Here is a 26,407-nt window from a genome sequence, read left to right as displayed (position 1 = left end):
TAAATAAGCAATCAAATTAACGCTGTTGCTGTAACCAAGTCGCCAACTGAGGAAAGTGATCATTAACGCTCTTGGGGTGAGTTAAAATATCAATATGATCATAATCAACAAGGTTGCCTGCTTGTTTTGATAACACTGAAAATTTTGCCTTACTATTGCCGCACTCAGCAATAAATAGTTCAACATCTTGTTGGTGTCCTAGTGCATGGTCTTTAATCCCGGTAAAGTGCCAAGTGGGTGGCCAGTTGAGAGCTTGTGCAGCACTAAAATAATCAAAACTATCATACAGATCACGCCACGGCCCGGGCTTGACCCAGACAATACTCTCCTTCAATGACTGTTTCGTTTCACTATCTGAGCCAAAGCGAAATTTTTTAGCATCAAAATAACCTAAATTTTTTGCCAATAATGGTGCGACATAACGCCACATAAAACCTAACTTAAAGTAAGCTTCAAAGGTTTTTGCGGTTACTACTCGCTTAGTGCCAAAACAGGTTTTGCTACGCACCTTGTCAAGCCAGTGCGGATAACGTGATAAAAAACTCGTCAATAGTACACCACCCCATGAGTGGGCAATGAGGTGCATTTTTTGCTTATTTAATTGTTGAATTTTTTCTAAAAATAGTGGGATATCTCGGGTGATCGCTTCAAATTGTCCAAACGACGATCTATGATCAATCGTTGGCGTGCTTTGACCTCTACCGCGAAGATCTGCGACATAAACATCAAAGCCTTGCTCAGCAAGGTAACAAGCCAAGCCTTTGCCTTTCTCAGTATAAAAAATAAGTCCATTTTCAATTAAACCGTGCAACATAAAAATGGGCACGCCACCGGGCTTTGTCCAAATGTGCCTTAAATGAAGTTGATGCTCATTATCAGCAATAAAAATTGACTTTTGTTGCATTAATACTTATTCCCAAATTATTAACGAGCTTTATAAACTTAAATTTCTGCAAACAATCCTAGCAGAGGTCATACCAGAGCAGTCAGAGTACTTATTTCTATGTAAAAGAACAAGATGAAAAATTCACCCAAGCACCTTAGCTAACATAACGCCCTAAACTAATAATAAAATTAATTCATTATTTTTATATTAAAACCTATTAAATCACGGTTAATTAAAAGTGATAATTATTTTTTGAATAATAGCATTATTTGATTAAATAACCTCAGATCGGGTTAAGCCCTAACCATAGCATTCTTCTCTACGTCACTAATATTAAGGGTTGGCTTATTTTCTTTAAGGCAATAAGCCACTAAACCTGCCAGTAAATTCAACATAAAACTATTAGGGCTACGATGACGCGAATGCTCTATTTGAGATATATTCTTCAATTGATCATTTATCGTTTCAATAATAAACCGTCTAGATAACATTGCTCTATCCCATAACGACATAGCTTTGGCTTTCATATTACGGCGCACGGTTGTTATCAAATCAACTCCTTTTTCCTTCAAACCAACTGTTAATTTTTTTGCTTATATAGCCTTTATCTGCATATAACTTCCCTTTTAAGTTTTTAGCTAAGGCTAATACGGGCTTTGTGTCGTGAACATTGCCAGTAGTTAATTTAGCCTCAACTATTTCACCTCTAAAGTTAGTGACTAAATGTAGTTTGAACCCATAAAACCAACCCATTGTTCCTTTGCCCCGTTCGGCTATACCGTCAAATGTTTTATGTCTAGGAATTCTTAAGTTATGGCATACTTTTATGCTTGTAGAGTCAATAAACTCAATACCTGTAGACTCACCTTTAAGTATTGAAAAGTAGCTAGAAAGTGGAACGACCGCTTTAGGCATCACTTCTAAAAATCGAGTGTAGCTCAATAAGCTAGGGAAATGTGAACGATAAAACTTAGTAATATAACCTTTATAATAATTTTTAAAGTCGCGATGATTTGATGTATGAAAAGCAATTAATATAGTGATTATCTCACTCATAGCCATACGGCATGGACGATTTCGCTTGATACTTCCATCAGCAATTAATTGTTTCTCCCATTGTGGGATAAATACGCGACAAAAATCATCGACATCACAGAATATTTCAACTAGTTTATTCATGCCCGTTCCTTATTATCTTTCTGTTTTTTCTTGGTCGAAAGATCGGATCGTGGAACGGGCACTTAGTTCAATTTAATTAATTCTTATCCCGAGCTGAGGTTAAATAAAGTTAAGTTAAAGGGGCTTGAAGTTATTATTTAAGCTGCTATATTGGAGCTATGAAAACGCCAATGATATTACTTTATTATTTATTTTCAGGGAGCTTCGCCCTAAAATTCCCCGCTTAACTGGGCGAGCTTTCGCCCATCTGTTTACACAGATTTTCTCCTATACATTTTAGCTATAATTTTATAATTAAATCCTTTACTGGTTGATATGCTATCGCCTTGATTAAAGTGAATTTAATCATCTTGATATAATTAAAAATTGTATTTTTAAAAGCTTGTAACCTGCCAATTACCACAGGCATGGCTGTCAAATAAGCACACAACGGCTAAAAGAAAAGCCTTTGATGCTTAAATCGCTAATAAATAAATTACTAGCGTAGGTTCGTTTATCAATAAAGTGACTCTACCCACTTTAATAAACAGATAAACGTGGGAATTTAACCAAGAGAATCGTTAAGGAGGTGAATTGTTTGCTTTGTTGCTATGATTTTTAGTTTTGAAAAACGCGTTATTAATCTGTTATTTATTATTAGGTGAAAAAATGTCTAAAAATGAAAAGAAAAAACCCGTATTAACGTTAAAAGAAAAACGTAAACTGAAAAAAGAGTCTAATAAAGTAGAAATAGTAAAACCTAGAAAGAGAAAAGGCTAAGTTTTACTGGGCGCCAATCAAGTTGGCGCCTTTTTTCCATCACATATAAAGCAACGCTGAATAATGAGTCTTTATGATGAACTTTTCTGCTCAAATGGCAAAATAAACGCACTATATTACATCTAAAATCATCCCCTTTATTCTATCCTTGCAAGTGAAAAGTTATTTCACATTTGTCACCGCTGACTTTATAAATAACTTATCACGGCCATCAAGCCCAGCTTACCTGTTGAATATGCCAACAAAAATTGTTGCTTAAGCCACCAGTTCAGACTTTATCTGCTTAATTAGGCTTTATCGCTTGCGTTAGACGATTTTACACGTATCATGCCGCCCTATTTTTATATTTTTACCGTCGGAAATCCTTGTTTCATGAGAAAATTGCTTACCTCTCCTAACGCCATGTCGCTTAGTGCTACCGAACAAACTATTTATCAAAATGCTTTATCGTTTGTTGCTGACCTTAGTCTTAATTTAATGGCTGTGAAAGTTGAAAATCATCCTGATAATTTTCTTAACTGGTGCGGTGAGTTACATCGAATTTGTTTACACGACGTTAATCGCGATTTATTAGAGCCTAGCCAAGAGAAGCCGTTAAAGAAACTACAAGAAACATTATCTACTGGTGTTAGTGCTTGCCAATTAAAATTGGCTCGTGTCATTCCTTGGCCTATATTTGTTGGTTTTATCCAAGCAGCATCAAACTTACAAGCATTACCTGAAAGACTGAGATTGTTAGACTATATTGCGAATGTACGCAGCAATAACCTAGCAGACATGATTGAAGAAGACAGATTAGCTTTTGCTGGTAAACATACATCACAGCATGACATCAGTGTTTATGACTTTGATGTCGAGTGGTTTGCAGGCACACGCGGTGCGAAAACATTTCATCAATTATTAAAATCTCACCCTGAAGCTTTTGATAGCGCGCTGGCTTATATCCCGCTAACTGGCGATGTTGATTTAGCTGATTATGAAAACTTTGTACAAACTTATAAAGCTATTTTCAGCACACATACCGATGGCGAAAAAGCGCCATTAAGTGCCGCGACACGTTTATTAGCATTACGTAGACCGGATCAATTTATTGCCTTAACCAGTGGCAAAATAGATACACTTTCACAAGGCTTAGGTCTGGTAAAATTAAACAACCAAAGCTTTGATGATTATTGGCACGAGATGATAGTCACTATTAGAAGCACACAATGGTGGCGTAGTGACATGCCAAGTGATGAAAGTGAGCTACAGCTTTGGCAAAACCGTGCCATGTTGATTGATCTATTTTTGTTTGCTGACAGTAGTTTAGCAGAAAATTCAAACTATGTTCGCATGCGAGATAAGCCCAAAAAAGTAAAAATAGGTGTCGCTAAAGCAATGAAGCGTAGTCAAGAGTCAGCTGAGGCGATTGTTGATAAGGCTTTTGCTGCCGAAGACCTTCCTGAATTTATTATTAATATGCGCAGCACGATAGTAAACAGTGTCAAAGGCGGTAAAACTGTTGATCAAGCCATCACATTAATGCGCAATATTTTTGGTTAATAACAATTAAGATTGCCGGTAAATACGGTTATTAACTGCTGACGATTATCACTTGCAGACAATGAGCGTCAGTAAACAGAATTAAGCTCAACTTTTGTTGAGCTTTTTCATAATGTATGCCTACCGAGCTGGTAACTCGCTATAGCTTGGTTATATCGAAAATACTTTATTCTTTTTCCGTTTTACTCTTTTCTGTCATATTTTTTTCTATCGCATTGTTTTCTATCGCATTGTTTTCTATTTCATTGCTTTGCTTATTGGTTTGCTCTCGTTTCATTAGCAAAAACGTTAAGTACATTTTTGTTGGCAATGAAAAGATCAAGCCAAAGGCAATGCAGCTGGCAGAAATAATAATACCGGTAACGCCCATTGTGGCAGGAAGATCTGCATATGAAAGTAAATAATGGCCAAGAACAAGTAAGGATATTCCCACCACAATAAATACTTTCATTAAGCGTATTTGCATCAATTCTGACATAAAACTCTCTAAAATAGACTGCTATCAACTTAACTCATTTTTTCTCATGTTCGTAAGCTCTTATGCACAATAAATAACGAGAGCTAACTTTTGTATAGCATCATTCTAGTCTTTTAAGTGATTATTTAAGCTAAACATCGACTAAACACCTATAAGGTTTGACTATGATCAAAAAATAACTTATTCAATAGAGCATACTCATTAAAAGTTATAAAGAAACTATTACACTGATAACCATTGATATTAGTTAGCATATACTATGACACCTAAACATTAGAGAGAAATTATGCCATTGAAAAAAAAGCAAAAGTCTTCTATCGATTGGTCTCAATACCTTAAATCAGGAAATCGAATTTTTATCGGCTCCAATGCTGCAGTACCCAATGCATTAATTGATGATCTTATTGCCAATAGTGCTGGTTTACATGATATTGAAGCTGTACATATTCTTACCCTTTCAGACAACGTTTGGGCAGAGGAACAGCATAGCGATTTATTTAAAGTCAATGCCTTCTTTATTGGCGGTGAAAAAATCCGCCGAGCTATCAATGAAGGACGTGCAGATTACACACCGTCATTTTTATCTGAAATTCCTAAGTTGTTTAATGAAAATATTCTGCCTTTGGATGTTGCGCTGATCATGGTCAGTCCACCAGATGAGTATGGTTATTGCTCATTGGGGGTTAGTGTCGATATTGTTTCAGCAGCAATAAAGAAAGCAAAATACGTTATTGCACAAATTAATCCTAAAATGCCACGAACTAATGGCCATAGCTTTGTGCATTTAAATCAAATACATGCTCATATGACCGTTAAGCAATATTTACCTGAAATGCCAGAGCCTGAAGTTGATCAAGTTACTGAGCAAATTGGGCAATATGTCGCCATGTTGGTTGAAGACGGTGCGACGATTCAAATTGGCATGGGTAATATTCCATCAGCCGTGTTACGTTACTTAGCCAATCACAAAGACTTAGGCGTGCACAGTGAAATGCTCTCTGATGGTATTATCGACTTAATGCTTTCAGGTGCTATTAATAACCGTAAAAAAACCTTTCATAAAGGCAAAACCGTAGTAAGTTTTTGTGTTGGTACTCGACGTTTATACAAGTTTGTTGATGGTAATCCACATGTTGAGTTTTACCCTAGCGAACATGTTAATTCACCGGTTAACATAGCGCGCAACGAAAAAATGGTGTCGATTAACAGCGCGATTGAAGTCGACTTAACCGGTCAAGTTGTCGCAGATTCAATTGGCTATCATTTCTATAGTGGCATTGGTGGCCAAGTCGACTTCATTCGTGGTGCTTCATTGAGTAAAGGTGGCAAACCCATAATTGCACTACCGTCAACAACCAAAGATGGAAAGATTTCTCGTATCGTAGCGCACATTACTGAAGGCGGTGGCGTGGTAACATCTCGAGGTCATGTCTCTTATGTGGTCACTGAATATGGTATAGCCTCATTACAAGGCAAAAGCATACGTGAACGCACCTTAGAGTTGATCCGTATTGCTCACCCTAAATTTCGCGATCAATTACTCAAAGATGTGCGTAAACATTATTGGGTACCTGAATATCAAGAAAATACGCCAACATCGGTACCTGAGCTAGGAAAAGTTGAGATGAAGCGTTTCACTTTTGCCGATTCAGAATACTTTCTTCGCCCATTATCACCTGCTGATGAGCGCAAGCTGCAAGAATTTTTCTATTCACACAACAAAGAAACCTTAATGATGCGATACAATCATCATGCGACACAAATGACCCGTGAAAAATCCTGTAATTTAGTCAGTGTCAATCAGCATGTCGATTTGGCCTTATGCTTAACCGAACGAGATCATCTAGGTGAATCGATTCAAGCGGTCGCTCGTTATTATTACCTTGAAGCAAGTAACAGTGCTGAGGTCGCTTTTGTCATCAAAGAGAGTAAGCGTGGTAAAGGTATGGCAAAAGCCCTACTGTCTGAATTAATTGCCATTGCAAAAGTTCGCGGTTTAGAGCAGTTAGTCGCCTGTGTTCGACGAGATAATGCCCCAATGTTAAAAGTATTTGAAAATGCAGGCTTCTTAAGAAAACCTTCTGACGATTATGACGAAGTCAGTTTGGCTTATACACTCTGATTTGTCTCTATTAGCGATAAATAAATTTTAAACGCTAAGTACGCTAATGTAAGCCGATACTTAGTCTGTAATATATAAAGGAACTCATTATGACCGTTGGCGTTATCAGTCACCACCAATGCCTAACTCACGATATGGGCGAATATCATCCTGAAGCACCTGAACGTATGGCGGCTATTCAAGATCAGCTTATTCGCAGTGGCTTAGACTATGTGCTGCGACAATTTAATGCTACGCCAATAGATAAAGAGCTACTTTATTTAGCTCACGATCCTGACTACATCGAGTCAATATATAGCAATGCACCAAGCGAAGGTACTTACCGTGTTGATGATGATACCATCATGAACCCCAACACGCTTAACGCCGCTTTGCTCTCAGCCGGTGCTGCTAAAGATGCGGTCGATCTTGTCATGTCACAGCAGATTTCATCGGCATTCTGCGCGACTCGACCACCAGGGCATCACGCTGAATATGGCAAAGGCATGGGCTTTTGCTTTTTTAACAATATTGCCATTGCTGCCGCATACGCGAAAGAAAAATATAACTTAAAACGGGTCGCAATTGTCGATTTCGATGTCCATCATGGTAATGGCACTGAAGATATTATTAAAAATAAAAAAGGCTATTTATTCTGCTCTACCTATCAATATCCTTTTTTCCCTTTTGAAATAGAAGAAAGCACAAAGCCTCCGATCATTAACACGCCATTAGATGCGACAACAAAAAGTGCTGATTTTCGTCAAGCTATCCTTGATACTTGGTTGCCGGCATTAAATAAATTTAAGCCACAGATGATCTTTATTTCTGCCGGTTTCGATGCCCATGTTGAAGATGATATGTCACAAGTAAGTTTAGTCGATGAAGATTATCGTTGGGTAACCGATCAATTGAAAGATATCGCTGATAAATACGCACAAGGCCGCATTGTTTCAGTACTTGAAGGTGGTTACTCACTGAGTGCACTTGGCCGGAGTGCTGTCGCTCATATTAATGGTTTAATAGGTTACTGACAAGGATCGGTCAATAGGTCATGTTAAAGCCGTGATTTGCATGGTCATGGGGATAATACCAATGCTAATAAGTTTAGTATAAACCTAAAGTTAAAACTTTAGGTTTATCACACATTAACCTGACTATTACTTAAGTATAATTTCTCTTAGCCTATATTCGCCAGTTAAGGTCCTAACATTTGGATAAGTTTTGGTTAATTCCCGAGAAGTATCTTGATTGACCTTGCCCCAGCTTTTCATGAAAGCCTGGTATTTTTCTTGGTTCGGCTCTAAATCTGCACTACTGTTAAACACCACCATTAAAACCAGATTAAAGTGGCCACTTTGTGGCAATTCACTGCCATATATTTTCCAGTCTTTAATGTAACCTAACTTTTTCTGTAACCGCACGGCTTTAACCCAACTATCTCTAAGTCCTGCTAGATAAATATCTTCCATGTTAGGGTCAATACGCACAGTGGTCATCGAAATAATTTCACGACTCAGATCATAGTCTTTATAAATCTCAAGTTCAGCTTGAGAAGAAACGGCAAAGAGTATGCAACAAAAGCCAATAAGCTTTATGAAATGTTTCATTTACTCTCTCCTATATTTACCGAAAATTCGGTAAAGCAAGTATAGGTAGTGAGCGTTGATTTGCGAATAAAATGGAAATTAAGGAAGTATAAGTGTTAAGGAAGGTGTGGTGGTGATGGTGATGATAAAATCTCGATTAGGCATCATTACACTCATCGCCGTAAACCAATCGAATTAAGCACTTGCTACTTGCCGTTACTTGATTCCGATTGGCACAATACTTTTTACTGTCATCAGCTAAAGCTAACGACTACTTCTCTTCAAATGAACGAGTAGCCGGCTTTACCAATATTTCCAAATAAAACGAGGTTACGCCTTCAGCCACCAACGTATCTACTTGTTGGTTAATCGTCGTAACATGGATAACATCAGCCGTTGCTGCTGATTTACCAATTTTACAGTCAAAATCCCAGTAATCCGTATCTTCAGGTAACGATTTATTACGCTCACGTTTTATGTATTTTTTAACTTCGTGTTTCACTGACTCAACCATTCTAGCGACTTTAATTTTAGGGTGAGTTAACTCGAATGTTTTTTTCATGGAATTCCTTGAGGGATATAAAAGTACGCTTTATATTGTGTTTTCAACTAAAGCCAATAGCGTTATTTTACGTAAACATTACCGAAATATCCATTCTTTCAGCGGATTGTTAAGTAAATAAGCCAAGCTGACTTAAAATAGCCATTTGTTTAACTATTTCTGTCTCTTGAAAATATAAAAAAGGCCGTTAATACGGCCTTTCTTTGTAAAATATCTATAAGTTAAAATTAAACGCTTTCAAAGGCATCTGACTGCTCGACTTCATATTTCTTTTTTTGCTTAGCTGACAATACACCTTTACGATGTGCTAATGCTGCTTCAAGTTTACTGGCAGCACTCGCTATCGCTGCATATAATTCTTTATCAGCAGCATTAACTGAAACAGTTGCTCCTTCATAACTGGTAGAAACTTCTAGTTTCTGCTCATTGGGCTCTACGGTAATAATGACATCTAAAGTCATTAGGCTAGGGAAATGTTTAGCAACTTTGGCAAATTTATTTTCAACGGCTTGATTAATGCCTTCGGTGATTTCAACGTGATGTCCAGAAATGATAATTTTCATATTGCTACCTTTTTTGTTGTCTTCAACTATATACTCTGGGCAATGGCAATAAAAAACAATAGCTAAAGTGAACTAATTTGTAACTTTTACGCTAGATACATGAAAAGCTTGTTTTAAATCAATCTGAAGATGTCATTATTTACTGGTGACTTGACGATTTTTCAACCTAGATACTAAATTAACAGCCACTAATACCATAGCACCAACAATAACTCCGGTAATGCCATCAAGTAATATCGGTAACGTAATTTCTGATACTGCACCTAAGTACTGACTGACCCAATGTTCAAGATGATGAAACTGCTCACTAAGCCATGAAAAACTGTGTACTATAATGCCACCACCGACCAGAGAATACTACACTGTACATTAAATACAAAAGTGCTATGCTAATTAAATCTGGTGGTCAATAAATGTTTTCAATGAAAGTAACTAAAATACAAGTCAGTCAATTCAATCACAATGGTTATAGTTATTCTAATTTACCTATGATAGTAGATCACAATAACAACATTATCATCCTTCCATGTTTGTATTTAATGTTATTAACTAGATTTCAAGTTACTCATCACCTTGTAGAAAAAGAAAACAAAGAAGGCGAGATAGAAAGAAAAATTAAAGAAGAAGATGTTACCAGTAAGACAATTGAAATCTATAGTAATAAACTCGTTCATTTTTTAAGTTATGTAAACAGTCAAAACATCAAAAACATCTCTGTACACAACCATGAAGCATCAACGGAAAAGTTCATCAATAAATATATAAATGAAGAGCTTATCAAAACTCAGTTATTAGGAGAGTCTAGCGTTGAACAAACTGTTTCTGCACTGAATTGTTATTTCACATGGCTTTTTAAATGTAAATTTATTGATAGAAAGATTACGAGGGTTGATCCTAAAAATAAAGAGTTACTTGTAAGTAATACTAAGCGAAAAAATGCTGTGAAGTATTTATCAACTGAAGCGCGACAATTATTGCTGGAGCACTGTCCTACCATTAGAGATGAGATAATATTCCGACTAGGCTTTGATGTTGGATTACGTACAAAGGAGTTGCGTGGTCTGGTTTTAAGTGATTTTCGGTATAACAAAAACAATCACAAAGGCATCGACTCATTACTTAAAGATCTAGAGGAATTTCCAGATAAAGAAGATTTTGACTTCTTCTTAAGAGGTACTTTTACGAAGGGAATTAAGCATGGTGGTGGGGCTGGCCGTTCAAGGGTAATTAAACTTAGTAGATCTTTATTAGAACGTATTAATGAGTACATGTTGAAAGAAAGGCTTACCTTAGTTAATCCTAATATTAAGCAAAACACTTTGCTGGTAAAAAGTAATAAAGGCGCTGAAGGTGAGGCTGTCACAGAAAGTATAGGGACTGCTAGGTTCAGGATCATTAAAAACAAAATGATAGATTCTGGGTATATGTGCATTGATAAAGATAACAGCTACCATGACGGAAGACATACCTTTGCAACAGAAATTTTTGATGAAGAATGTAAATATTACAAAGTAAATCCAGCTAACATTGGTGTTAACCACCCAGCCGTTTTAGAGACTGCAAGGCGATTAGGGCACAGTACAAAAGACCCTAGAGCTGCATTAGAAACAACTCAATTATACATAAGACTTCATTCTGAAATGTGCCAAGTTGAGGGGATTTATAATGGATAATATTTCTGATGAAGACATCAAATCCGCATACGAGAAATCAACACCAATTGACAATGATGTAATTCGATTATCGGTCACACCCAATCGAATTGTGTTGATGGAATTTGCTAAACCTAGAGTTTTTGAAAATAATTTCGATGACTATTATCGAGGTGCTATTTTTAGAGCATTATCGGCTACCTATTATGAGCTAAAAACAAATACTAACAACTATCCTCAGAGTAAATTAGTAGAATTTTGTTCTTCTATAGATCCTTTTCTAAATTGGCTTAACTTAACTTGCCCAGACCAAGAGGATGTTTTTAATATCATCACAAACTTTCAGGTATACCGTCAAAATATTAATAAAGTAAAAAATGATAGAGCTAAGAATGTATTGATGTTTTTAAAAATATCTTTGGGTCTGAAAAATATGAAATGGCAAGACCTAGATTTTATTCGAGGATTAACTAAAAGCACAAAATTAGTCAATACCGTGCAAGAGCAAACTAACCTTTCTCATTACTTAGCAGAATTTACATGGATGAGACCGTTATTAGGTGATGCATTATATAACCGTATAGCCAGCCCTAAACGTTTAATGAACTCTTTTATCGTTACTATTTCTACAGCTTTAATAGAGATCCAAAAATCTATTGTAGCGCTTGAAGAGATATTCTTAAAAAATGACTATCCAGCAAGAAAGTTTTACAACGTCAGACAAGTAGGTAAACAGGATAAAATAACTGCGCAAAAAGGTATAAATATGCTCAAGGGTATTTGTAACTTTAGCGGTTCTTCATTTAACGATCTATTATCAGAAGTTTTGTTTTATGATCTTGTGAGGCCAAAACACAGATCATGCACAAAACAACTATTAATCAATAATCATACTTTGAGCCTTGTAAATAGAGATATTGATAAATCATATATTTGTCGAACTCCATATATTTTTACTGAAGAAATAGTTTCACTTGTTTCCCAAAGAGCCGAAGCTAGAAAAAGCGGTTTAGATGATAAAGTGCTAAATGCTAAGTTTCCACTACCAGTCACTAAAGTTGAAAACTATTTATTTGCTATGATATGCGGCTGGTTAACCATTCAGCAGTCAGACATAGCTAAACTTCGAGGTAATCATTTCAAAAAAATAAAAAACTCTACAGGAAAAACTAGAGCAATAATTTGCGATTATTACAAAGGCCGTTCAAAGGGGGTTCATTATACCGACCAAATATCAACATCATTTATTGAAGGGGAAGCAATACTTAGCTACTTGGACAAAAGAGAATTATCGAAAACAGAAAGCGGTCTTCTGATTGATGGCATCAATTTAACTTCATTTCGCATGAATTTTAGTGGATTAGATGTAGATTTTTGCGGACGGCTTTTTGATTTAATTAGTGCTAGTAGTGTTAACGAAAAGGTAAATTATCAACTAACCAAAAGAAAGTTTACAAGGGTTTTCCTTGAAGCAATCTCTACTCTTATTAATAAGAACGATGAAAGTTATAGCGAATGGCTATCTCGTACAAATGAGGAAAGAAAAAGAGATAATTTATCCCCTTTAAAAAATGAAAGTGAAAATAAAAAAATTAGCAACACTATTTATTCGCAATATTGGAATGAGGTAAACAAAACAACCCCCAAAATGTGGTTCACACCAAATCTCATAAAAACCACTTCGGTTCATTCTCGGACGGATAAATTTTTAGATGGGCATTTAGACACAAGAAACTCTCATACAAATGAAACAGAAAAGCTTGGTTATATGACACCTTACAATCAGGAATGGGTTAATCGGTATGGTCTTGTAACCCGTCATGTGATGAATGACATTGCAAACAATGTTTACTATCCAACAATCGAGTTATTTGAAGAAACGATGCTTTTACGCACAGTAGAACTTCAATTGAGAACAGAAGTAGTGACAGAAAGTACTGGAACGGTTAATAACCTTGGCATTATAGATGACCATAATGAGGATGATATATTGCCGGACTCGTTGATCGTTTTAGACACCCCTGAAACAGTAATGATATTTATTCATTTTTTGAAGCAAGCGGAAGAGAAATACCCTCAATTAATTAAAAGCAACTTGGAATTTGTTGAAAAGGAATTGCTACCCAGATGTAACTGGATGTCTACTTTATTATCAACAGCTCTTTCAAAAGAAAATGTAAGAATTGGGAAAGAAGAATACGAGAAATATCAATCTTTTTATCCTTCTCTATTTAATGCACAATGACCTGGTCAAGTAAATTCAGTCACCCTAGTTAAGCTACTTTTTCTAACTCATTAATTTTTAATTCAAAATCATTTGGGCTTTGATACCCTAAGTAAGAGTGTAGTCGCTTACTGTTGTACCACATGGTTATGTAATTCATTATATCTTGTTGCGCTTCATAGCGTGTTTCATAATTTCTCCAATGAACACGCTCTTGCTTTAGGCTACCAAAGAAGCTTTCAGCAACGGCATTATCCCAACAGCAGCCCTTTTTACTCATACTGCCAATAAAGCCATTGTTATTAAGTAATTTTCGGTACTGGTGGCTTGCATATTGAACACCTTGATCGGAATGAACAATAAGTCCTTTCTCTGGGCTTCTTTGCCAAACAGCCATCGTTAGTGCATCACAGACAAGTTGAGCTTTCATTCTTGACCCCATGCTCCAGCCAACAACTTTGCGAGCGTATAGGTCGATAACAACCGCTAAATAGAGCCAACCTTCCGCAGTCCAAATATAAGTGATATCACCAACAAACACTTGATTTGGCTGCTCTGTGATGAAATTTTGCTCAAGCTCATTTTTTATAAAGCGGCTTATTGTGATTGCTATTGGTTGTTGCTTTATATTTCTTTTTTGTAACGAACCCAAACATTAGCCTCTTTCATTAATTTGGCTACTGTCCATCGGCTTACACGGAAACTCAACGCATTCAGTACCGCTTTAATACGTCTTTCGCCATAGGTATTGTCACTAAATTTGGCAATATCCTTTACTAACTCAAGCATCTCTTGGTGTGTTGAATCACTTGGCTTATCTAATTTACGCTTTTGATAACTATAATAGTTATTGCTTTTTACACCCAATATTCGGCACATAAGTACCACAGGCCAGATCTTCTTATGATGGGTAATAAACGAATATTTCACTTCGTTTCTTTTGCAAAGAAGACCGTCGCTTTTTTTAATATCTCACGCTCCATCTCCAGGCGCTTTACTTGGGCTTTTAATTTACGTATTTCTTCTTGATCAGGTGTTAGCTTACCGTTACCTCGAAAAGCTTGACCATCTTCTTGTTCTGCTTCTTTGATCCAGCGGCCAAGCATTTGATTTCCAATACCTAGATTTCTGCTCGCTTCAGATACACTAATATTTTGATCTCTGACTAAAGAAATTGCATCAAGTTTAAACTCTTTGGTGTATTTTTTACGTTTTGTCATTTATGTTCTCCAGTTAAGGTTATTATGTCTTAACTGGGGTAGTCGAATCCATTAAACCACGTCACAAATCAGTGGGTAGCATGATGAGAAATAGTAACTTAAATAAAAAAAATTCAAATTTATTTGAAGAATGCCCTGAATTAAATGCTAGGTTTCAGTCATTACCCGGTATTAACTCAAAAATGTCAATACAGGATGGCCAATGGAAATTTAAGTTCAATAGTTCCAGTGGTAATAATTTTCATACTATGAATTTTAACATTTTCGATAATATTAACGCTTTCAAAAAAGTAAAAATCGTTATAAGTAAAAAGTCATATAGTGTTACTACAAAAGATTTTTTTAAAGTATTAGCCCTAGAATTATTTGAAGCTAAACAATCCTCTAAAGCATTTAAAGACATATTCAATTTTTTAGTAAAATTGAATTTTTATCTTGATTTAAATTCTGCAAACTATGTTGAAAAAGAACAATTCGAGCTTCTGTTTGCTTACGTTATGAAAACTGAAGTCGTAAATGGTTCAGTACGAGAACGCCATTCTTTGTTAGCATTTAGTTCATGGTATAGAAATATAAATTTTGAAGAAATCGCATTAGCTCTAAAGCATTTGAAACTAAAAAAAACTCTCCTAGAACCTACAACTATAAGAACTAGAAAAAAAGCTCTTTCTAGCGCTTTATTAAGCCTAGGGGACGATATAAGCCTACAGGATTATATTGATGGGAAGTCGTTTAACTTCTTAACACTAGATTATGGTCGCCATTATGTTGAACATATGTCTGACTTTTTTGAGGATTGTTATTTAATTGCTTTAGCTTGTAAAAAAACAATTAGTGAATCAGATCGAATACTTACGCTTTCAGGAAAGCAAACTAGCAGGCAAACCCAAAAAGGATTAATAAGGCAGGTGCTTTCAGGAACACCTTTAGCTACCCTAAAAGAAAATAACAGAAGATTTGCAGTAAACTTACCTGCCGTTGAGAAAATTTACTTTGAAACAAAAAGTACCTTTTGTAGGCATTATCAGAAAGAACTTACAACATTCGGGCTATTTAAATCAGATACAATCGATGCATTGTTAAAAATATTACTTCTTGAAAATAACGAACACAATCAAAGTTTACTTACATCCATGCTAATAGCTAACATAAATAAAAAAGACACAATGCTTGATAAAATTATAGAGGCTAGTGAGCTTTCTAGTAGACAGAGTGTAAATAGCTTCAAGAAAATTTGTGAAGAATATATGGCTAAAGAAATTTTTGAAGCCGCTATCCCTATTCTTTCCGAGGATTTTTATGAACGAATTGACTTATCAAGTAAAACAGATCTTTCTTCTGTTATTTACCTAATTGATTACATGGAGTGTGCAGGAGCTACACAATTTGTAGCTTTAACTGGTTGGCGAGAGTCAGAGTTTGGTTTTGGATTGTCAAATGTAAACACATCAATGAATAATGAGCCTTTAGATAATAACGGGACTCCTTTGAGGTATATAATTGATTGGGTAGTACCTAAAACACATGGAGAAATTAAACTTAATCGTGAAATAGTACAACCTGCATATTTGCTATTATTAAAAATGAATAAGTTGGTCACTGATAATGAAAGAATGCCATGTTTGTACCCCATTTCAAATAATAAAGTTAATCCTTTTTCATCTGCAAATCATATAAAAAAAGCTGCCTCACGTATTTGGCCTCACTTTGTTAAAAACTACCAATGTTTTAAAGATATCAAACGCCTTACTTCTTATAAAAATATCCAAAAGGTATTAACACCCTATGAAGCGAAAGACTTCACGACCCTAGAAGAAAAGTATAAGAATGTAAGTAATTTGAAGCATCTTACACACATCATGAACAGATTAGAATCCGAATTGCCAAGGTTAACAATTTCAAGTAAAAGTTCAGTTTTTGCAGGTTTGGAAAAACATGATGTTTTTGATTATGTACAAGGGTTATTACCTGAAAGTAAAAAGGTAATTTGGGAAAAACACCTTCCTGATGATCTTAAACTTATACTTCATACCAAGATTAATAGTAAAGAAGATATTTCTGCTGAATTGACAACTTTAATTAGTAATGCTTTAAAAGAAAACTGTATTTACCCTAGTCCACATGCATTTCGTCATATGTGGGCTGAAGCTGTTTTTAGACGGTTTTCAGGTGATATTGGCTGGTTTATTCGAAGTAATTTCAAGCATACCAGTCAGTACATGTTTCAGAAATACTTACTAAATAAAGAAAACAAGAGTGTTATTGAAAACTCGAAAAGAAAAGTTATGTCGTCATTATTAAAAAAGCATATATTGTCAATGGACGATGAAGGCAATGCATACGCAGGAAAAACAGACATATATTTAAAACGAGTATTTAAAAATACTAAAGTCGTTAATATTGACGAATTAGATTCACTTTTAGAGTCCTATGTGGCTTTAGAGATTGAGGATATAAAATCAAATTCATGGGGCTACTGTTTACTTCGTAAAAGGGGGAAGCACCTTGCCAGGTGTGCTGAAGAAGGTGTTCCCAATCGACACCTTGCATCAATAGACTTTTGTATAGGATGTACTAATAACTTAATTGAGCAAGAGCAAATACCAGGGATTATGTTTCTAATTGAAAATGATCTAAATGTATTAAAGCAGAGTAATATTCCTAATGCATTCACTCGCAAGTCTACTAAAGTTGCTAAAGATGTTTTACGTGAGCTTAAAAAATTAGATCAGGGTCAAAATTCACAAAAAATATATCCTTATATTAAGCATATAGAAGAAGCATTAAGAGAGGCAGCATAAATGAAGCTTGTTGACATAGTAAATTCAGTTGAAGAAAAAAAAGTTGAGGAAAAGATTGAAGATTGGGTTTCGAAAAATAATGCTAGCTATGAAGGTTATCAAGCAATAAAAAAACTTAAAATTGAAAAGCTCAAATATATTAGCAAACATAATACTAAAACAGCTTTTAGAGCAGAGAGATCCCATCAAATAAAGCCAATAGATGTTAAAAATTTAACAGGAATATCAACTAATAGCCTCTTTGTACAAAATAGTTATTCTGGAAAGCTTGCAGGTTTTTTGAAAGAAACAAATAAAGAATTAAAGGAAATAAAAGAAAAAAGAATTAAGAATGCATACTCAGGTGTAAAAAGTAAACCTAAGCCAGAAGTTTATAAAGAGTATAAGATTAAGAAATCCAAAGCTGAATTATTAGAAGAAAAAAATGCTAAAGATCAACTCGAACTGGTATTGAGCAGTATGCTCCTAAGCACGAAAAAAATACTAGGATTAATATAGTCTCTTTATATGGTTAGGTTAGCCTTTAAGGTAATATCGGAGGCATAGTAGAAGAATTGTAGAGAAACTATAACGCAGCTCGCTGCGGTTGGTTAATAAACATAAATTGCATACACATAACGGAGTACGCGGCTGCTATATTGATAACACTTTCATCAATAGCTTCAAACAGTGGTAATATCTGCTCAACTGGCAATGAAATCAATATTCAGTATTTTCTGGTAATACTGTCACTGGCATGCGCTTATGGTACTCTGGACACTTCTCATTAGGCGAAGTCGTCAAAGTAACTAACTTCGGTATTTCACTTGGTGTTTGATACCAAATCCCAGCCATCAAAAATGGTTCATTATTTGAGTATAAATATTGTTGTTTTTTTGTAATAGTTTCACTTTGAGTATTAATTAGTAACCCCTTTGACCGAACAGATTTTCTTCCCCATCTGGTATTAAGCTGATGAAAATTTCCATTAGGGTTAATTTTCGTTGATACTGTTTGCCTTGGACAGAGGTTTTCATTGCCCAGTGCTGAAAGATAATGCCAAAGAATTCGCATATGTTTGCGCATAAATTCGGATCTATATTCAAAGATCCACACATTTACCCGCCTATTTAGAAAGTATTAAGTATCCTTAAATTATAAGTAAATAATAATTATCTGTACTTACCATTTTGACTCAAACTCATAACATAGAAGTTTTTATTGAAGTAACATCTCTCATACACCAAAAAACCAAAAAAACACAATGAGTACCTATTATATTGATTTTTATCAATTAATTTTAATTCTTACTTATAAATAATGAAAATCTCACTATAATTATTCACGACACACCATGAAGTAAAATAAAACGAACGAACAGCGTTCGTTCATTTTAAGTGTTCGTTCTAACAATAGTACTTAGGAAAATTAAAAGATGGCAAATCTAAGCACAGAAGATAAACAGAACTTAACTAATAATGTTTGCAATGAACTTTTAAAGAAAGGAATCAAGCCAACAGTTAGCTTAGTTTTAGCTGAATTGCCTACCATAAGCAGCAGATCAACAGTTCACAAATATTTTAAAGTATGGACTGACAAACAAAATCTTATAAAAGAAGAAAATTTTAAAAAAATAGGATTTTCTTCAGAGTTTACTTCAACTGTTTTGAATGAAATCAGCCGATTTAATTGTGATGCTGAAGCAAGATATATAGAGCAAGCTCAATATGCTAATGCTCAACGAGATCAAGCAATATCCGATCTTGAAATGTCAGAAAACAAGTTTAACAAACAAGCTGAAATAGTTTATGAACAAGAAAAGCAGATCATAAACCTTCAAACTGAATTAACTACAGAACAAAAATCTAACGAATCAACCATTGTTGAAATCAGACGACAACTGACGACTTCTGTTGATGACAATAAACAGCTTAGCAAGCAAAACGAATTACTGAGTTCTGATATATCAAAAGCAGAATTAAAGCTTGAATCGAATCAACAACTTTTTGATGAAATAAAGTCACAGAACTCCCAATTAATAGTTGATAACAAGGAGCTTAATTCAAATATTGCTGAGCTTAATAGAAGTATAGCGAGTAAAGAGTCAACAATAACTGGTAATGAGAAACTCATTAAAACTCTTGAGAATGAACAAGAAAAAACAGCAAAACAACTCATTAGTTTTGATAGCAATAACGTAAAACTGCAATCCGAATTAGATTCATTAAGAAGTGAACTGGCGGATATCAATACCAAACTTTCAAATGAAAAGGATAAGCTCATCCAGCAAGTCTCAATTAATAATGAGCTTAAATCTAATTTTGAAGAGCAGACCAGATCGCATGAGAAAACCTTGCGTAGTTATGAAGCCACAATTTCGAGTAATGAGAAGTTAATTATTCAATTAGACAAAGAAAACTCAAATAAATCAACGCAATGACATTTAAACTAAAAATTAGAGGTGAACACTATGTATACAATTCAAGATATAGAAAGAATGAAATACTCAACAGAGACATCTGCTCATAATATTATTGGCGACAAAATTAAAGGTATTTTTGGAATCTATAAAATTGGTATTGAAGCGCCTGGTGAAAAAGGAGGGATTCAGATTGGGATTTCTTGTTCTAGAGAAGAATTAGGCAAGTCTTTAAGGTTTTCAACAAATGAAACTAATAATGTATTTCTGACTAAAATTCCAAATGGATTAATGATGACAGTAAATTGTATTTTATTTAATGATCATTCTAGTTATGTAAAAGCAAATTTTATAAGGCTTATTTACAATATCAACTATACCTCTTTACGCTATTTAACAGATATTAAAAATATTCAAGATGACCATTTGATCATAGATGAAATCATGAAAACAATAATCACTGGAAAGCTCTTTTTCATAAGCGGTGGCAACTTTCTCACTCATTTTACAGATTAAAAATCACAACCTAACTATTGTCGATACTAATACAAATAAACACCCGGAACGCACTATTACATAGAGAGGAAAACTAATGAAAAAGACTAAAAATTCAAAAAAAGATATAGAACTAATCAACGAAACTTATATTTCTATGCTAATGAAAACGTGCTTACGAATAAGTGAAGTTAATACCGTTAAACATATAGAAATGGCTAATATAAAACTTAGCTCAAATAGTTTTAGACATTTTCATGCGATGAATTACTTCAGACAAAACCTTGAAAGCGCTCTAGGACATACGAGCATTAAAATGACTTCTAAGTATATAAAATATAACAATGGCAACTAACTTAATAATCATTGATATAGCAGACGTTCCAAAGTTTGGCATTGAGACTAATATCAATATCAAAAATAGTATAGTACTTTCGCAGCAGGCTACGGTGATTCAATAAAAATCAAACTAAGCGGCTGCTATATCGATAATACTTTCATCAATCGCTTCAAACAGTGGAAATAACTGTTCAACTGGCGATTGAAACCAATAACCAGCATCCTGCGGCAAAATCATGACGGGCATGCGCTTATGATATTGCCCGCATTTTTCATTTGGTGTAGTTGTTAATGTTACTAATTGCGGTGTTGATGATTGATACCAAATCCCTGCCATAAGAAATGGCTCACCATTTGAGTTTGAAAACAAATACCTCTGTTTTTTGCCGTTTTCAGTACGCCATTCATACCAGCCAGAGCAAGGGATTAAACAACGATTTCCTTGAATAGCATTACTAAAAGTTGGCTTTTGAATTACTGTCTCACTTTGAGCATTAATCAATAGACGCTTTGACCAATTAGGTTTTATTCCCCACTCAACATTGAGCTGATTAAAATTTCCATTCGTGTTTATAATGGTAGAAACTGTCTGGCCTGGACTGAGGTTATCATTATTAGGTGCTGTAAAATTGATGCCAAAAAACTCACTGATAATTGGGCATAATTTAGTATCGATATTCATTCTTCCGCACATAAAATACCTCAAACTCTTGTATTACTTCGTGTAATATATCATTTATAACAAAATAACATTTCCAATTTAAGACATTACACCATGATATCCAAAAGAATACGTGAGTTATTCTCTTCACTGATGGAAGCAACTGCTAACAGTTCAGCAGTTTTTTTTGATAATGAAACCGAACAGTATACTGGCTATTTTAATGAGTCAATCGTAAATAAATTCATAAAAGAAGGTGTGTTAGAGCTAGTTAATTATAACGGTGCTGAGACTTGTTTAATTATGAACAACCGGGATGATTTTCTGAGTGGATTTGCTTCTGGCGTTAATGAAGCGCGTCTTGGGCGGGATATGCATTACGCGGATTACAATGCCAATCCTTTTGCTTTTACAATTGGCTATGAACACTTTTTACATATGAATAAAAAACCTCGTCAACTGGTTGGGTATGTTTGCCACGGATTCATTGACGATAATACTGGTGACATCCATCATCAATAGCTTGTGTTGTCGCATTAGTAAGTGTCTATCTGATTTAATACTTTTCTTTTGATACTTTAAATCCCCGCAATGATGCGAATTCCCTATATTATTTAGAGCGTCACAAATCGCAAGAGAATAATGGCAACTAACTTGATAATCATTGACATAGCAGACGTTAAAAAAATCAGTTTTGAGACTAGTTTCATTATCAAAAAAACAAAATACAGTATAGAGCGTGAGCTATAGCTATGACTGCTTATGGGCAATGATACATAGTAAAGTAAACTTATTTATTAGTTGTTAGCACTGGTACTTTATCTAGTCAGGCTAGACGGTATAGGTATTTAAAGCAACCACTTAGCTCAGAGACGCATGATAAAGCAGTTAATTTTCCTTCAATACTCTTTCTCAAATACCCAGGGATAATCACTAGCTCCATTTTTTCAATTAAAGCCTTCCTATGACTTAACGTTACTTCTTTACCCTTATAATCACAAACAACCTCATCAATTAATGCATACATTAATTTATCGGGTGAAGCCGAGCCATAACCATCCCCGCGTGCAAATAAATCAGTAAAAGCATAAGGGCCATGTTGACTTGCATTTTCTTTACCAATCATATGGATGCTTTGTGATGCTATTTGCTTATGAATTTCAGGGTATTTATACAAAGTTAGGTGGTAAATACTGTAGTGAACATGGTATTCATTTAAAAAACTTTTACTCTTGAGATCATACTTTTTAAATTCAGGGTAATCTCGATAATCATAATTTATTTTTTTCCACTCCCAGTATTTATAAATTTCTTTTAAGTAAGCTTTAAGGAAGGTAGAGTCTTTTTTCGCGAACAAAGCCCCTAGTTCAATTCCATCTATAGAGTTTCTGAAAACAGAAGTTCCATTAAACTTATTGGTGAACGTTGCATTACTATATCCTGCAAAAGTAGAAGTTTGATTATCAGTGAGTTTTTTATACAGTGAAAGCTCTTCTATGGAGCTACAAAGTAATATTGTACTCATATCAAAATACACCCCACCATATTTCAAAAGTAAATTTAACCTTATAACATCACTAATTAAAGCTTCGTTACCAGTATCTTCAATCCTTTTTTTCGGTATTGAATCTAAGCATTGGTGCAAGTCAATCCAATTACCAATAAAATTTTCTTCTGAGCTTTTTTGGGAGAGTAATATTACTTCCCAATCACTCCCATTTAATCTATTTCTTATGTTTTGTAAATTCTGTTTGAGTAACGTTGGTAGGTTATTCTCTCCTGAATGCCAATATAAAAAAACACGTTTATTGAATTGCAAACTAAAACCATCCTTTTTCCAAAACGTATCCATCCAGAATAGTCATAGCATTTCTATATTTATTCTCATTAAAATAACCATTAGACATTGCGTATACGAACAATTTTTTAACGTTATCGTCAGGTATTTTTGATAGGAACACCTTTAAATCACTTGTGTTTTCTGAGTTTAATAGAAAGCTAAAAGACTTCATCACTGGGACAAAATTAGAATGAGAAAAAGCGTAAAGTGCAGAGCTATCTAGCTTACCCGTGATCACACTGCTGTTAAGTTTACTTTCGATAGTAGGATCAGCATTAGCAACTAAAGGGTTAATAATCACAGAGTAAATAGACTGGAAGGAAATTGCCCCTTTGCTCATGCAATCAAAATACACTTTATCAGCAGTAGCACCTGTAATTAAGACATCATCGCCAAAAATTACGTTTATCTTTCTACCATTATAAAAGTTTTCACCAGGCAAAATATGATCTTGAATTTTAGAAACTTCTTCTCTTTCAGATAAGGTCAAGCTTGCGTAATTTTCACATGGTGGGTCGATTCTTGGGATTTTAACGTTTGCAATAGTTGGATATGAATTCCTGCTTAAATAAATATTGATATTTTTAATCGCAAGTTCAAATGTTAAATTCGATGTAGAATCTATATTTCTAGAGCCTGGAATAAAAAGAACAACGTGCTCATTATTTATTTTTGCCTTTAAAAATAACTTTTGCCAATAACCACCTTCTTTCATTACTTCCTGAATAAATAAATGAGACAACTGATCTGCAAAAAACTTAATTTCGTTATAACTTCCATGCTTAGCTAAACTATATTTATTAGCGATACTTTCAAGGAAATCACCTGTATACGAGACAAAATCACCATGTTCATTTTGAGTCATATCAAAGTTACAAATTACTTTAGAAAGTGATTTAAACTCTTCAACATTTAGCATTTCATTTAGTAGAAGAAACCTCTCCAGCTTTTTAAGTTGCTGGTTTAAAGTTGGAATATCAGAGCGCTGTTTAATGCTCTTATATAACTTTAGTAATTTAGTCCCTTTCTTGCACTCTTCCAGTGTTGTATTGAGGGCGTTTGAAATAGCATTTATGAAAGCCGTATTCTCTGGTTCTAATTCACTAATTGCTTCTATAAGGCGAACTTCTATAGAATTACTTTCAAATGGGTACATCATTACTGACAAAGCTCCCTTATATTTACTTTATTTTTTTCACCCTTTTCATAATAACAAAGAGAATTAACCCCTATGCCTTGAAGTTCTTTTGTCGTATCTTTTATTCCTCTTCCAACGTGCTCAGGTTTGTGAGCATCAGAACCTATCGTGAAATCTACACCTAAATCCACTAACTTTTTTATAACATTAAAATTTGGAAAAGCAGCCTTATTATTAATATGCCCCCCAGTTTTCTGACAAATCATTGATTTAAATATACCTGAGCAATTTACTTCGTAAGATAGATCTACTCCCTTAATTTTTGGAATTAAATTTTTTAAATAATTCCAAAAATATTGTTCACTGATACCACCTCTTAAAATTGAGTCTACGTGCCCTATAGAATTAAAAAGTTTTGTATCTATAAGCTCTTCAAGACTTTCAAAATAAAGCTCACAATATTCTTTAGTATTTAACTTTCCTATATCCCAATTGTTAACACGTCCATTTGCAGTTTCAATATAATGGATAGATCCAATAGCAAAATCCAAATCTAAGTTTCTTATTAACTTCTCAACATAACTTGAGTGCAATGGTGAGTAATCAAACTCCATTCCATATAAAATTTTTATCTCACCTTTATATGATTGTTGAGCCAACAGAACATCTTTTGCATATGAATCAACTTCTGATTCAAGGAGGCGATTATCTTTGTCAATTAAAAATGGGGCATGATCAGTTATAGTTAAAATTCTTATACCATTAGATATAGCAGCTTCAATCAATTCAGTAACTGAGCCTGTAGCATGTTTTGAATATTTAGTATGAGTATGTGAGTCGATCAACTTGCTACTCTCGCAATTGCTTGCCGCTCGTCATTACCTAACTCTTTTACTACCCAATAAGGATTATTTACCTTTTCAATAAGCAATTTAGTATTTCTATCTTTGCAAAGCTCATTCAAAATATTCTTGAAAGGTATCGAATATAATTTAGTGATAAGGGGGTCTGAAACCATTTTTTCTTTTAATGTGGAAATAGTCACTACTTCATTATGGATATTTGCCAACTTAAGACTTTCAATCCCATATAAGAAAACATCACCATTTGGCTTGATGGTTATATCTAACCCGTTAGAACTTGGGTGTTTATTCATGCTTCCAAGAGTAAAAGGCTTTAGATAACGCTTTTCTAATTCATCAATATATTCATAAATATCAATAAAATTATTTTCCACCAAAAAAGTTGGGTTCACTAAATTTTTATAGTCAATTTTAAACTCAAATCCTTCTACAAGGAGCGTGTCTTCTAATTTGCTAATACTCACAATCTCGCCATCAAAACCAAACTTTTTTGACTGCTCTTTTAAAAATGCTCTCGTAAACTCTTTATCGATATCAATTGATCTAAATGATAGTGACATAAATTCATTATTTAATTTTATAAATTGTTGAATACTAAAACCGTGTGGTTTATTCGGAATTTTATCTATGTGGTAGGAGTCTGAACTTAATCGGATATTACAAGAATCACCATTTGATAGAATAATTTCTGATATTTCATTGTAAATTTTTAATAGCCTTTCATGGTTAACAAAGCCACTTGTTATGAACTCAAAAGCAACACCACCACCTGAAAGCTTTAATATTTCTTTAAATACCTTCAGGTTATAAATAGGCTCACCCTCTCCACTTATAGAAACCCTTTTAACTCCTTCATCATTTATTAAATTTCTAAGGTTTTCTCTGGCAGCCTGAGTTAAAATCATATTTTCTCTGGAATGTTTATCTGTATACATACAAAATGAACATCCTATATCACACACTTGAGTAATATCGATATATAAAAGGTGATTATCCAATTTCATTTACTACTTGTTCCTTATTTTTGTTATTTAACTATTTCCGTCACTGACCCCATTCAAGTAATAGGTTGATTTTCGAATAAAATATTTCCAAAAAAATGTCATTTTTTTCAATT

At 34.4% G+C, this 26,407-nt stretch carries 22 protein-coding genes and 2 pseudogenes; 11 read left to right on the top strand and 13 right to left on the bottom strand.

Going from position 1 to position 26,407, the window contains the following annotated elements:
- Window positions 1-16: 16 nt before the first annotated feature.
- A complete protein-coding gene (locus FGD67_RS21660; RefSeq protein ID WP_257173084.1) occupies window positions 17-904 on the bottom strand; it encodes an alpha/beta hydrolase in 888 nt (295 codons plus the stop codon).
- Between the two features lie 275 nt (window positions 905-1,179).
- Window positions 1,180-2,065 (bottom strand): annotated as a pseudogene (locus tag FGD67_RS21655) (IS982 family transposase).
- Between the two features lie 1,131 nt (window positions 2,066-3,196).
- Between FGD67_RS21655 and FGD67_RS21650 the strand changes: the two are divergent.
- Window positions 3,197-4,366 carry a hypothetical protein gene (locus FGD67_RS21650; RefSeq protein ID WP_257173083.1) on the top strand — a complete coding sequence of 390 codons (1,170 nt, stop codon included), beginning with the start codon at window positions 3,197-3,199 and terminating at the stop codon, window positions 4,364-4,366.
- 166 nt (window positions 4,367-4,532) lie between these two features.
- Here FGD67_RS21650 and FGD67_RS21645 read toward each other — a convergent pair whose 3' ends face one another.
- Complete coding sequence (locus FGD67_RS21645) at window positions 4,533-4,844, bottom strand: hypothetical protein (protein WP_257173082.1); 312 nt, start codon at window positions 4,842-4,844, stop codon at window positions 4,533-4,535.
- Between the two features lie 286 nt (window positions 4,845-5,130).
- Between FGD67_RS21645 and FGD67_RS21640 the strand changes: the two genes are divergently transcribed.
- Both FGD67_RS21640 and FGD67_RS21635 read left to right on the top strand, forming a co-directional pair.
- The gene (locus FGD67_RS21640) at window positions 5,131-6,966 is read left to right on the top strand and encodes a GNAT family N-acetyltransferase (RefSeq protein WP_257173081.1); all 1,836 of its coding nucleotides are present in this window, start codon (window positions 5,131-5,133) and stop codon (window positions 6,964-6,966) included.
- 89 nt (window positions 6,967-7,055) lie between these two features.
- Window positions 7,056-7,979: a histone deacetylase family protein gene (locus tag FGD67_RS21635; RefSeq protein WP_257173080.1), complete on the top strand. Its 924-nt coding sequence runs from the start codon at window positions 7,056-7,058 to the stop codon at window positions 7,977-7,979.
- 126 nt (window positions 7,980-8,105) lie between these two features.
- On the opposite strand, the gene FGD67_RS21630 is transcribed toward FGD67_RS21635, so the two are convergent.
- From FGD67_RS21630 to hpf, 3 genes are all read right to left on the bottom strand, one after another.
- A complete protein-coding gene (locus FGD67_RS21630; RefSeq protein ID WP_257173079.1) occupies window positions 8,106-8,555 on the bottom strand; it encodes a hypothetical protein in 450 nt (149 codons plus the stop codon).
- A gap of 250 nt (window positions 8,556-8,805) precedes the next feature.
- Window positions 8,806-9,096, bottom strand: coding sequence for a DUF6172 family protein (locus FGD67_RS21625; RefSeq protein WP_257173078.1), 291 nt, complete (start codon window positions 9,094-9,096; stop codon window positions 8,806-8,808).
- A 227-nt stretch (window positions 9,097-9,323) separates the two neighbouring features.
- On the bottom strand, window positions 9,324-9,659 hold the full coding sequence (gene hpf, locus FGD67_RS21620) for a ribosome hibernation-promoting factor, HPF/YfiA family (protein WP_077285065.1): 336 nt from the start codon (window positions 9,657-9,659) through the stop codon (window positions 9,324-9,326).
- A gap of 413 nt (window positions 9,660-10,072) precedes the next feature.
- Between hpf and FGD67_RS21615 the strand changes: the two genes are divergently transcribed.
- A complete protein-coding gene (locus FGD67_RS21615; RefSeq protein WP_257173077.1) occupies window positions 10,073-11,332 on the top strand; it encodes a site-specific integrase in 1,260 nt (419 codons plus the stop codon).
- Window positions 11,325-13,556 carry a hypothetical protein gene (locus FGD67_RS21610; protein WP_257173076.1) on the top strand — a complete coding sequence of 744 codons (2,232 nt, stop codon included), beginning with the start codon at window positions 11,325-11,327 and terminating at the stop codon, window positions 13,554-13,556. Before FGD67_RS21615 ends, FGD67_RS21610 begins: the two co-directional genes overlap by 8 nt.
- Before the next feature lie 28 nt (window positions 13,557-13,584).
- On the opposite strand, the pseudogene FGD67_RS21605 reads toward FGD67_RS21610, so the two are convergent.
- Window positions 13,585-14,755: pseudogene (locus FGD67_RS21605) on the bottom strand (IS3 family transposase).
- Window positions 14,756-14,835: 80 nt separating this feature from the next.
- On the opposite strand from FGD67_RS21605, the gene FGD67_RS21600 reads away from it, so the two are divergent.
- Window positions 14,836-17,556: a hypothetical protein gene (locus FGD67_RS21600; protein ID WP_257173075.1), complete on the top strand. Its 2,721-nt coding sequence runs from the start codon at window positions 14,836-14,838 to the stop codon at window positions 17,554-17,556.
- On the top strand, window positions 17,557-18,054 hold the full coding sequence (locus FGD67_RS21595; RefSeq protein WP_257173074.1) for a hypothetical protein: 498 nt from the start codon (window positions 17,557-17,559) through the stop codon (window positions 18,052-18,054).
- A gap of 201 nt (window positions 18,055-18,255) precedes the next feature.
- On the opposite strand, the gene FGD67_RS21590 is transcribed toward FGD67_RS21595, so the two are convergent.
- On the bottom strand, window positions 18,256-18,621 hold the full coding sequence (locus FGD67_RS21590) for an SOS response-associated peptidase family protein (RefSeq protein ID WP_257173073.1): 366 nt from the start codon (window positions 18,619-18,621) through the stop codon (window positions 18,256-18,258).
- A 349-nt stretch (window positions 18,622-18,970) separates the two neighbouring features.
- On the opposite strand from FGD67_RS21590, the gene FGD67_RS21585 reads away from it, so the two are divergent.
- The 3 genes from FGD67_RS21585 to FGD67_RS21575 all read left to right on the top strand — a co-directional run bounded on the left by FGD67_RS21585 (window position 18,971) and on the right by FGD67_RS21575 (window position 20,804).
- Entirely contained in the window at window positions 18,971-19,975 is a 1,005-nt protein-coding gene (locus FGD67_RS21585) for a hypothetical protein (protein WP_257173072.1), read from the top strand.
- Window positions 19,976-20,005: 30 nt separating this feature from the next.
- The gene (locus tag FGD67_RS21580; RefSeq protein WP_257173071.1) at window positions 20,006-20,470 is read left to right on the top strand and encodes a hypothetical protein; all 465 of its coding nucleotides are present in this window, start codon (window positions 20,006-20,008) and stop codon (window positions 20,468-20,470) included.
- A 76-nt stretch (window positions 20,471-20,546) separates the two neighbouring features.
- Window positions 20,547-20,804, top strand: a complete 258-nt coding sequence (locus FGD67_RS21575) for a hypothetical protein (protein WP_257173070.1) — start codon at window positions 20,547-20,549, stop codon at window positions 20,802-20,804.
- Between the two features lie 114 nt (window positions 20,805-20,918).
- Here FGD67_RS21575 and FGD67_RS21570 read toward each other — a convergent pair whose 3' ends face one another.
- A complete protein-coding gene (locus tag FGD67_RS21570; RefSeq protein WP_257173069.1) occupies window positions 20,919-21,470 on the bottom strand; it encodes an SOS response-associated peptidase in 552 nt (183 codons plus the stop codon).
- Window positions 21,471-21,602: 132 nt separating this feature from the next.
- Here FGD67_RS21570 and FGD67_RS21565 point away from each other — a divergent pair, with 132 nt between their 5' ends.
- Window positions 21,603-21,971, top strand: a complete 369-nt coding sequence (locus FGD67_RS21565) for a hypothetical protein (protein WP_257173068.1) — start codon at window positions 21,603-21,605, stop codon at window positions 21,969-21,971.
- A gap of 304 nt (window positions 21,972-22,275) precedes the next feature.
- Here FGD67_RS21565 and FGD67_RS21560 read toward each other — a convergent pair whose 3' ends face one another.
- Genes FGD67_RS21560 through FGD67_RS21545 form a run of 4 tightly spaced genes read right to left on the bottom strand, consistent with a single transcriptional unit; the run spans window position 22,276 to window position 26,294 of the window.
- The gene (locus FGD67_RS21560; RefSeq protein ID WP_257173067.1) at window positions 22,276-23,301 is read right to left on the bottom strand and encodes a capsular polysaccharide synthesis protein; all 1,026 of its coding nucleotides are present in this window, start codon (window positions 23,299-23,301) and stop codon (window positions 22,276-22,278) included.
- Entirely contained in the window at window positions 23,270-24,448 is a 1,179-nt protein-coding gene (locus tag FGD67_RS21555; protein ID WP_257173066.1) for a phosphoribosyltransferase family protein, read from the bottom strand. Before FGD67_RS21555 ends, FGD67_RS21560 begins: the two co-directional genes overlap by 32 nt.
- Window positions 24,448-25,272, bottom strand: coding sequence for a histidinol-phosphatase (locus tag FGD67_RS21550; protein ID WP_257173065.1), 825 nt, complete (start codon window positions 25,270-25,272; stop codon window positions 24,448-24,450). The genes FGD67_RS21555 and FGD67_RS21550 overlap by 1 nt, the downstream gene beginning before the upstream one ends.
- Window positions 25,269-26,294: a radical SAM protein gene (locus FGD67_RS21545; protein ID WP_257173064.1), complete on the bottom strand. Its 1,026-nt coding sequence runs from the start codon at window positions 26,292-26,294 to the stop codon at window positions 25,269-25,271. The genes FGD67_RS21550 and FGD67_RS21545 overlap by 4 nt, the downstream gene beginning before the upstream one ends.
- Between the last annotated feature and the right edge of the window lie 113 nt (window positions 26,295-26,407).

It is taken from the genome of Colwellia sp. M166 (assembly GCF_024585285.1).
In the GTDB taxonomy this organism is placed as follows: Bacteria; Pseudomonadota; Gammaproteobacteria; order Enterobacterales; family Alteromonadaceae; genus Cognaticolwellia.
Note: the sequence above shows the minus strand (reverse complement) of the source record. Positions and strands in the feature narration are given on the sequence as shown.

What these genes read in the sequence shown, in the direction of transcription:
- FGD67_RS21660 (WP_257173084.1), bottom strand. Translation starts at nt 904, where the DNA reads ATGCAACAAAAGTCAATTTTTATTGCTGATAATGAGCATCAACTTCAT.
- FGD67_RS21650 (WP_257173083.1), top strand. Translation starts at nt 3,197, where the DNA reads ATGAGAAAATTGCTTACCTCTCCTAACGCCATGTCGCTTAGTGCTACC.
- FGD67_RS21645 (WP_257173082.1), bottom strand. Translation starts at nt 4,844, where the DNA reads ATGTCAGAATTGATGCAAATACGCTTAATGAAAGTATTTATTGTGGTG.
- FGD67_RS21640 (WP_257173081.1), top strand. Translation starts at nt 5,131, where the DNA reads ATGCCATTGAAAAAAAAGCAAAAGTCTTCTATCGATTGGTCTCAATAC.
- FGD67_RS21635 (WP_257173080.1), top strand. Translation starts at nt 7,056, where the DNA reads ATGACCGTTGGCGTTATCAGTCACCACCAATGCCTAACTCACGATATG.
- FGD67_RS21630 (WP_257173079.1), bottom strand. Translation starts at nt 8,555, where the DNA reads ATGAAACATTTCATAAAGCTTATTGGCTTTTGTTGCATACTCTTTGCC.
- FGD67_RS21625 (WP_257173078.1), bottom strand. Translation starts at nt 9,096, where the DNA reads ATGAAAAAAACATTCGAGTTAACTCACCCTAAAATTAAAGTCGCTAGA.
- hpf (WP_077285065.1), bottom strand. Translation starts at nt 9,659, where the DNA reads ATGAAAATTATCATTTCTGGACATCACGTTGAAATCACCGAAGGCATT.
- FGD67_RS21615 (WP_257173077.1), top strand. Translation starts at nt 10,073, where the DNA reads ATGTTTTCAATGAAAGTAACTAAAATACAAGTCAGTCAATTCAATCAC.
- FGD67_RS21610 (WP_257173076.1), top strand. Translation starts at nt 11,325, where the DNA reads ATGGATAATATTTCTGATGAAGACATCAAATCCGCATACGAGAAATCA.
- FGD67_RS21600 (WP_257173075.1), top strand. Translation starts at nt 14,836, where the DNA reads ATGATGAGAAATAGTAACTTAAATAAAAAAAATTCAAATTTATTTGAA.
- FGD67_RS21595 (WP_257173074.1), top strand. Translation starts at nt 17,557, where the DNA reads ATGAAGCTTGTTGACATAGTAAATTCAGTTGAAGAAAAAAAAGTTGAG.
- FGD67_RS21590 (WP_257173073.1), bottom strand. Translation starts at nt 18,621, where the DNA reads ATGCGCAAACATATGCGAATTCTTTGGCATTATCTTTCAGCACTGGGC.
- FGD67_RS21585 (WP_257173072.1), top strand. Translation starts at nt 18,971, where the DNA reads ATGGCAAATCTAAGCACAGAAGATAAACAGAACTTAACTAATAATGTT.
- FGD67_RS21580 (WP_257173071.1), top strand. Translation starts at nt 20,006, where the DNA reads ATGTATACAATTCAAGATATAGAAAGAATGAAATACTCAACAGAGACA.
- FGD67_RS21575 (WP_257173070.1), top strand. Translation starts at nt 20,547, where the DNA reads ATGAAAAAGACTAAAAATTCAAAAAAAGATATAGAACTAATCAACGAA.
- FGD67_RS21570 (WP_257173069.1), bottom strand. Translation starts at nt 21,470, where the DNA reads ATGAATATCGATACTAAATTATGCCCAATTATCAGTGAGTTTTTTGGC.
- FGD67_RS21565 (WP_257173068.1), top strand. Translation starts at nt 21,603, where the DNA reads ATGGAAGCAACTGCTAACAGTTCAGCAGTTTTTTTTGATAATGAAACC.
- FGD67_RS21560 (WP_257173067.1), bottom strand. Translation starts at nt 23,301, where the DNA reads ATGGATACGTTTTGGAAAAAGGATGGTTTTAGTTTGCAATTCAATAAA.
- FGD67_RS21555 (WP_257173066.1), bottom strand. Translation starts at nt 24,448, where the DNA reads ATGATGTACCCATTTGAAAGTAATTCTATAGAAGTTCGCCTTATAGAA.
- FGD67_RS21545 (WP_257173064.1), bottom strand. Translation starts at nt 26,294, where the DNA reads ATGAAATTGGATAATCACCTTTTATATATCGATATTACTCAAGTGTGT.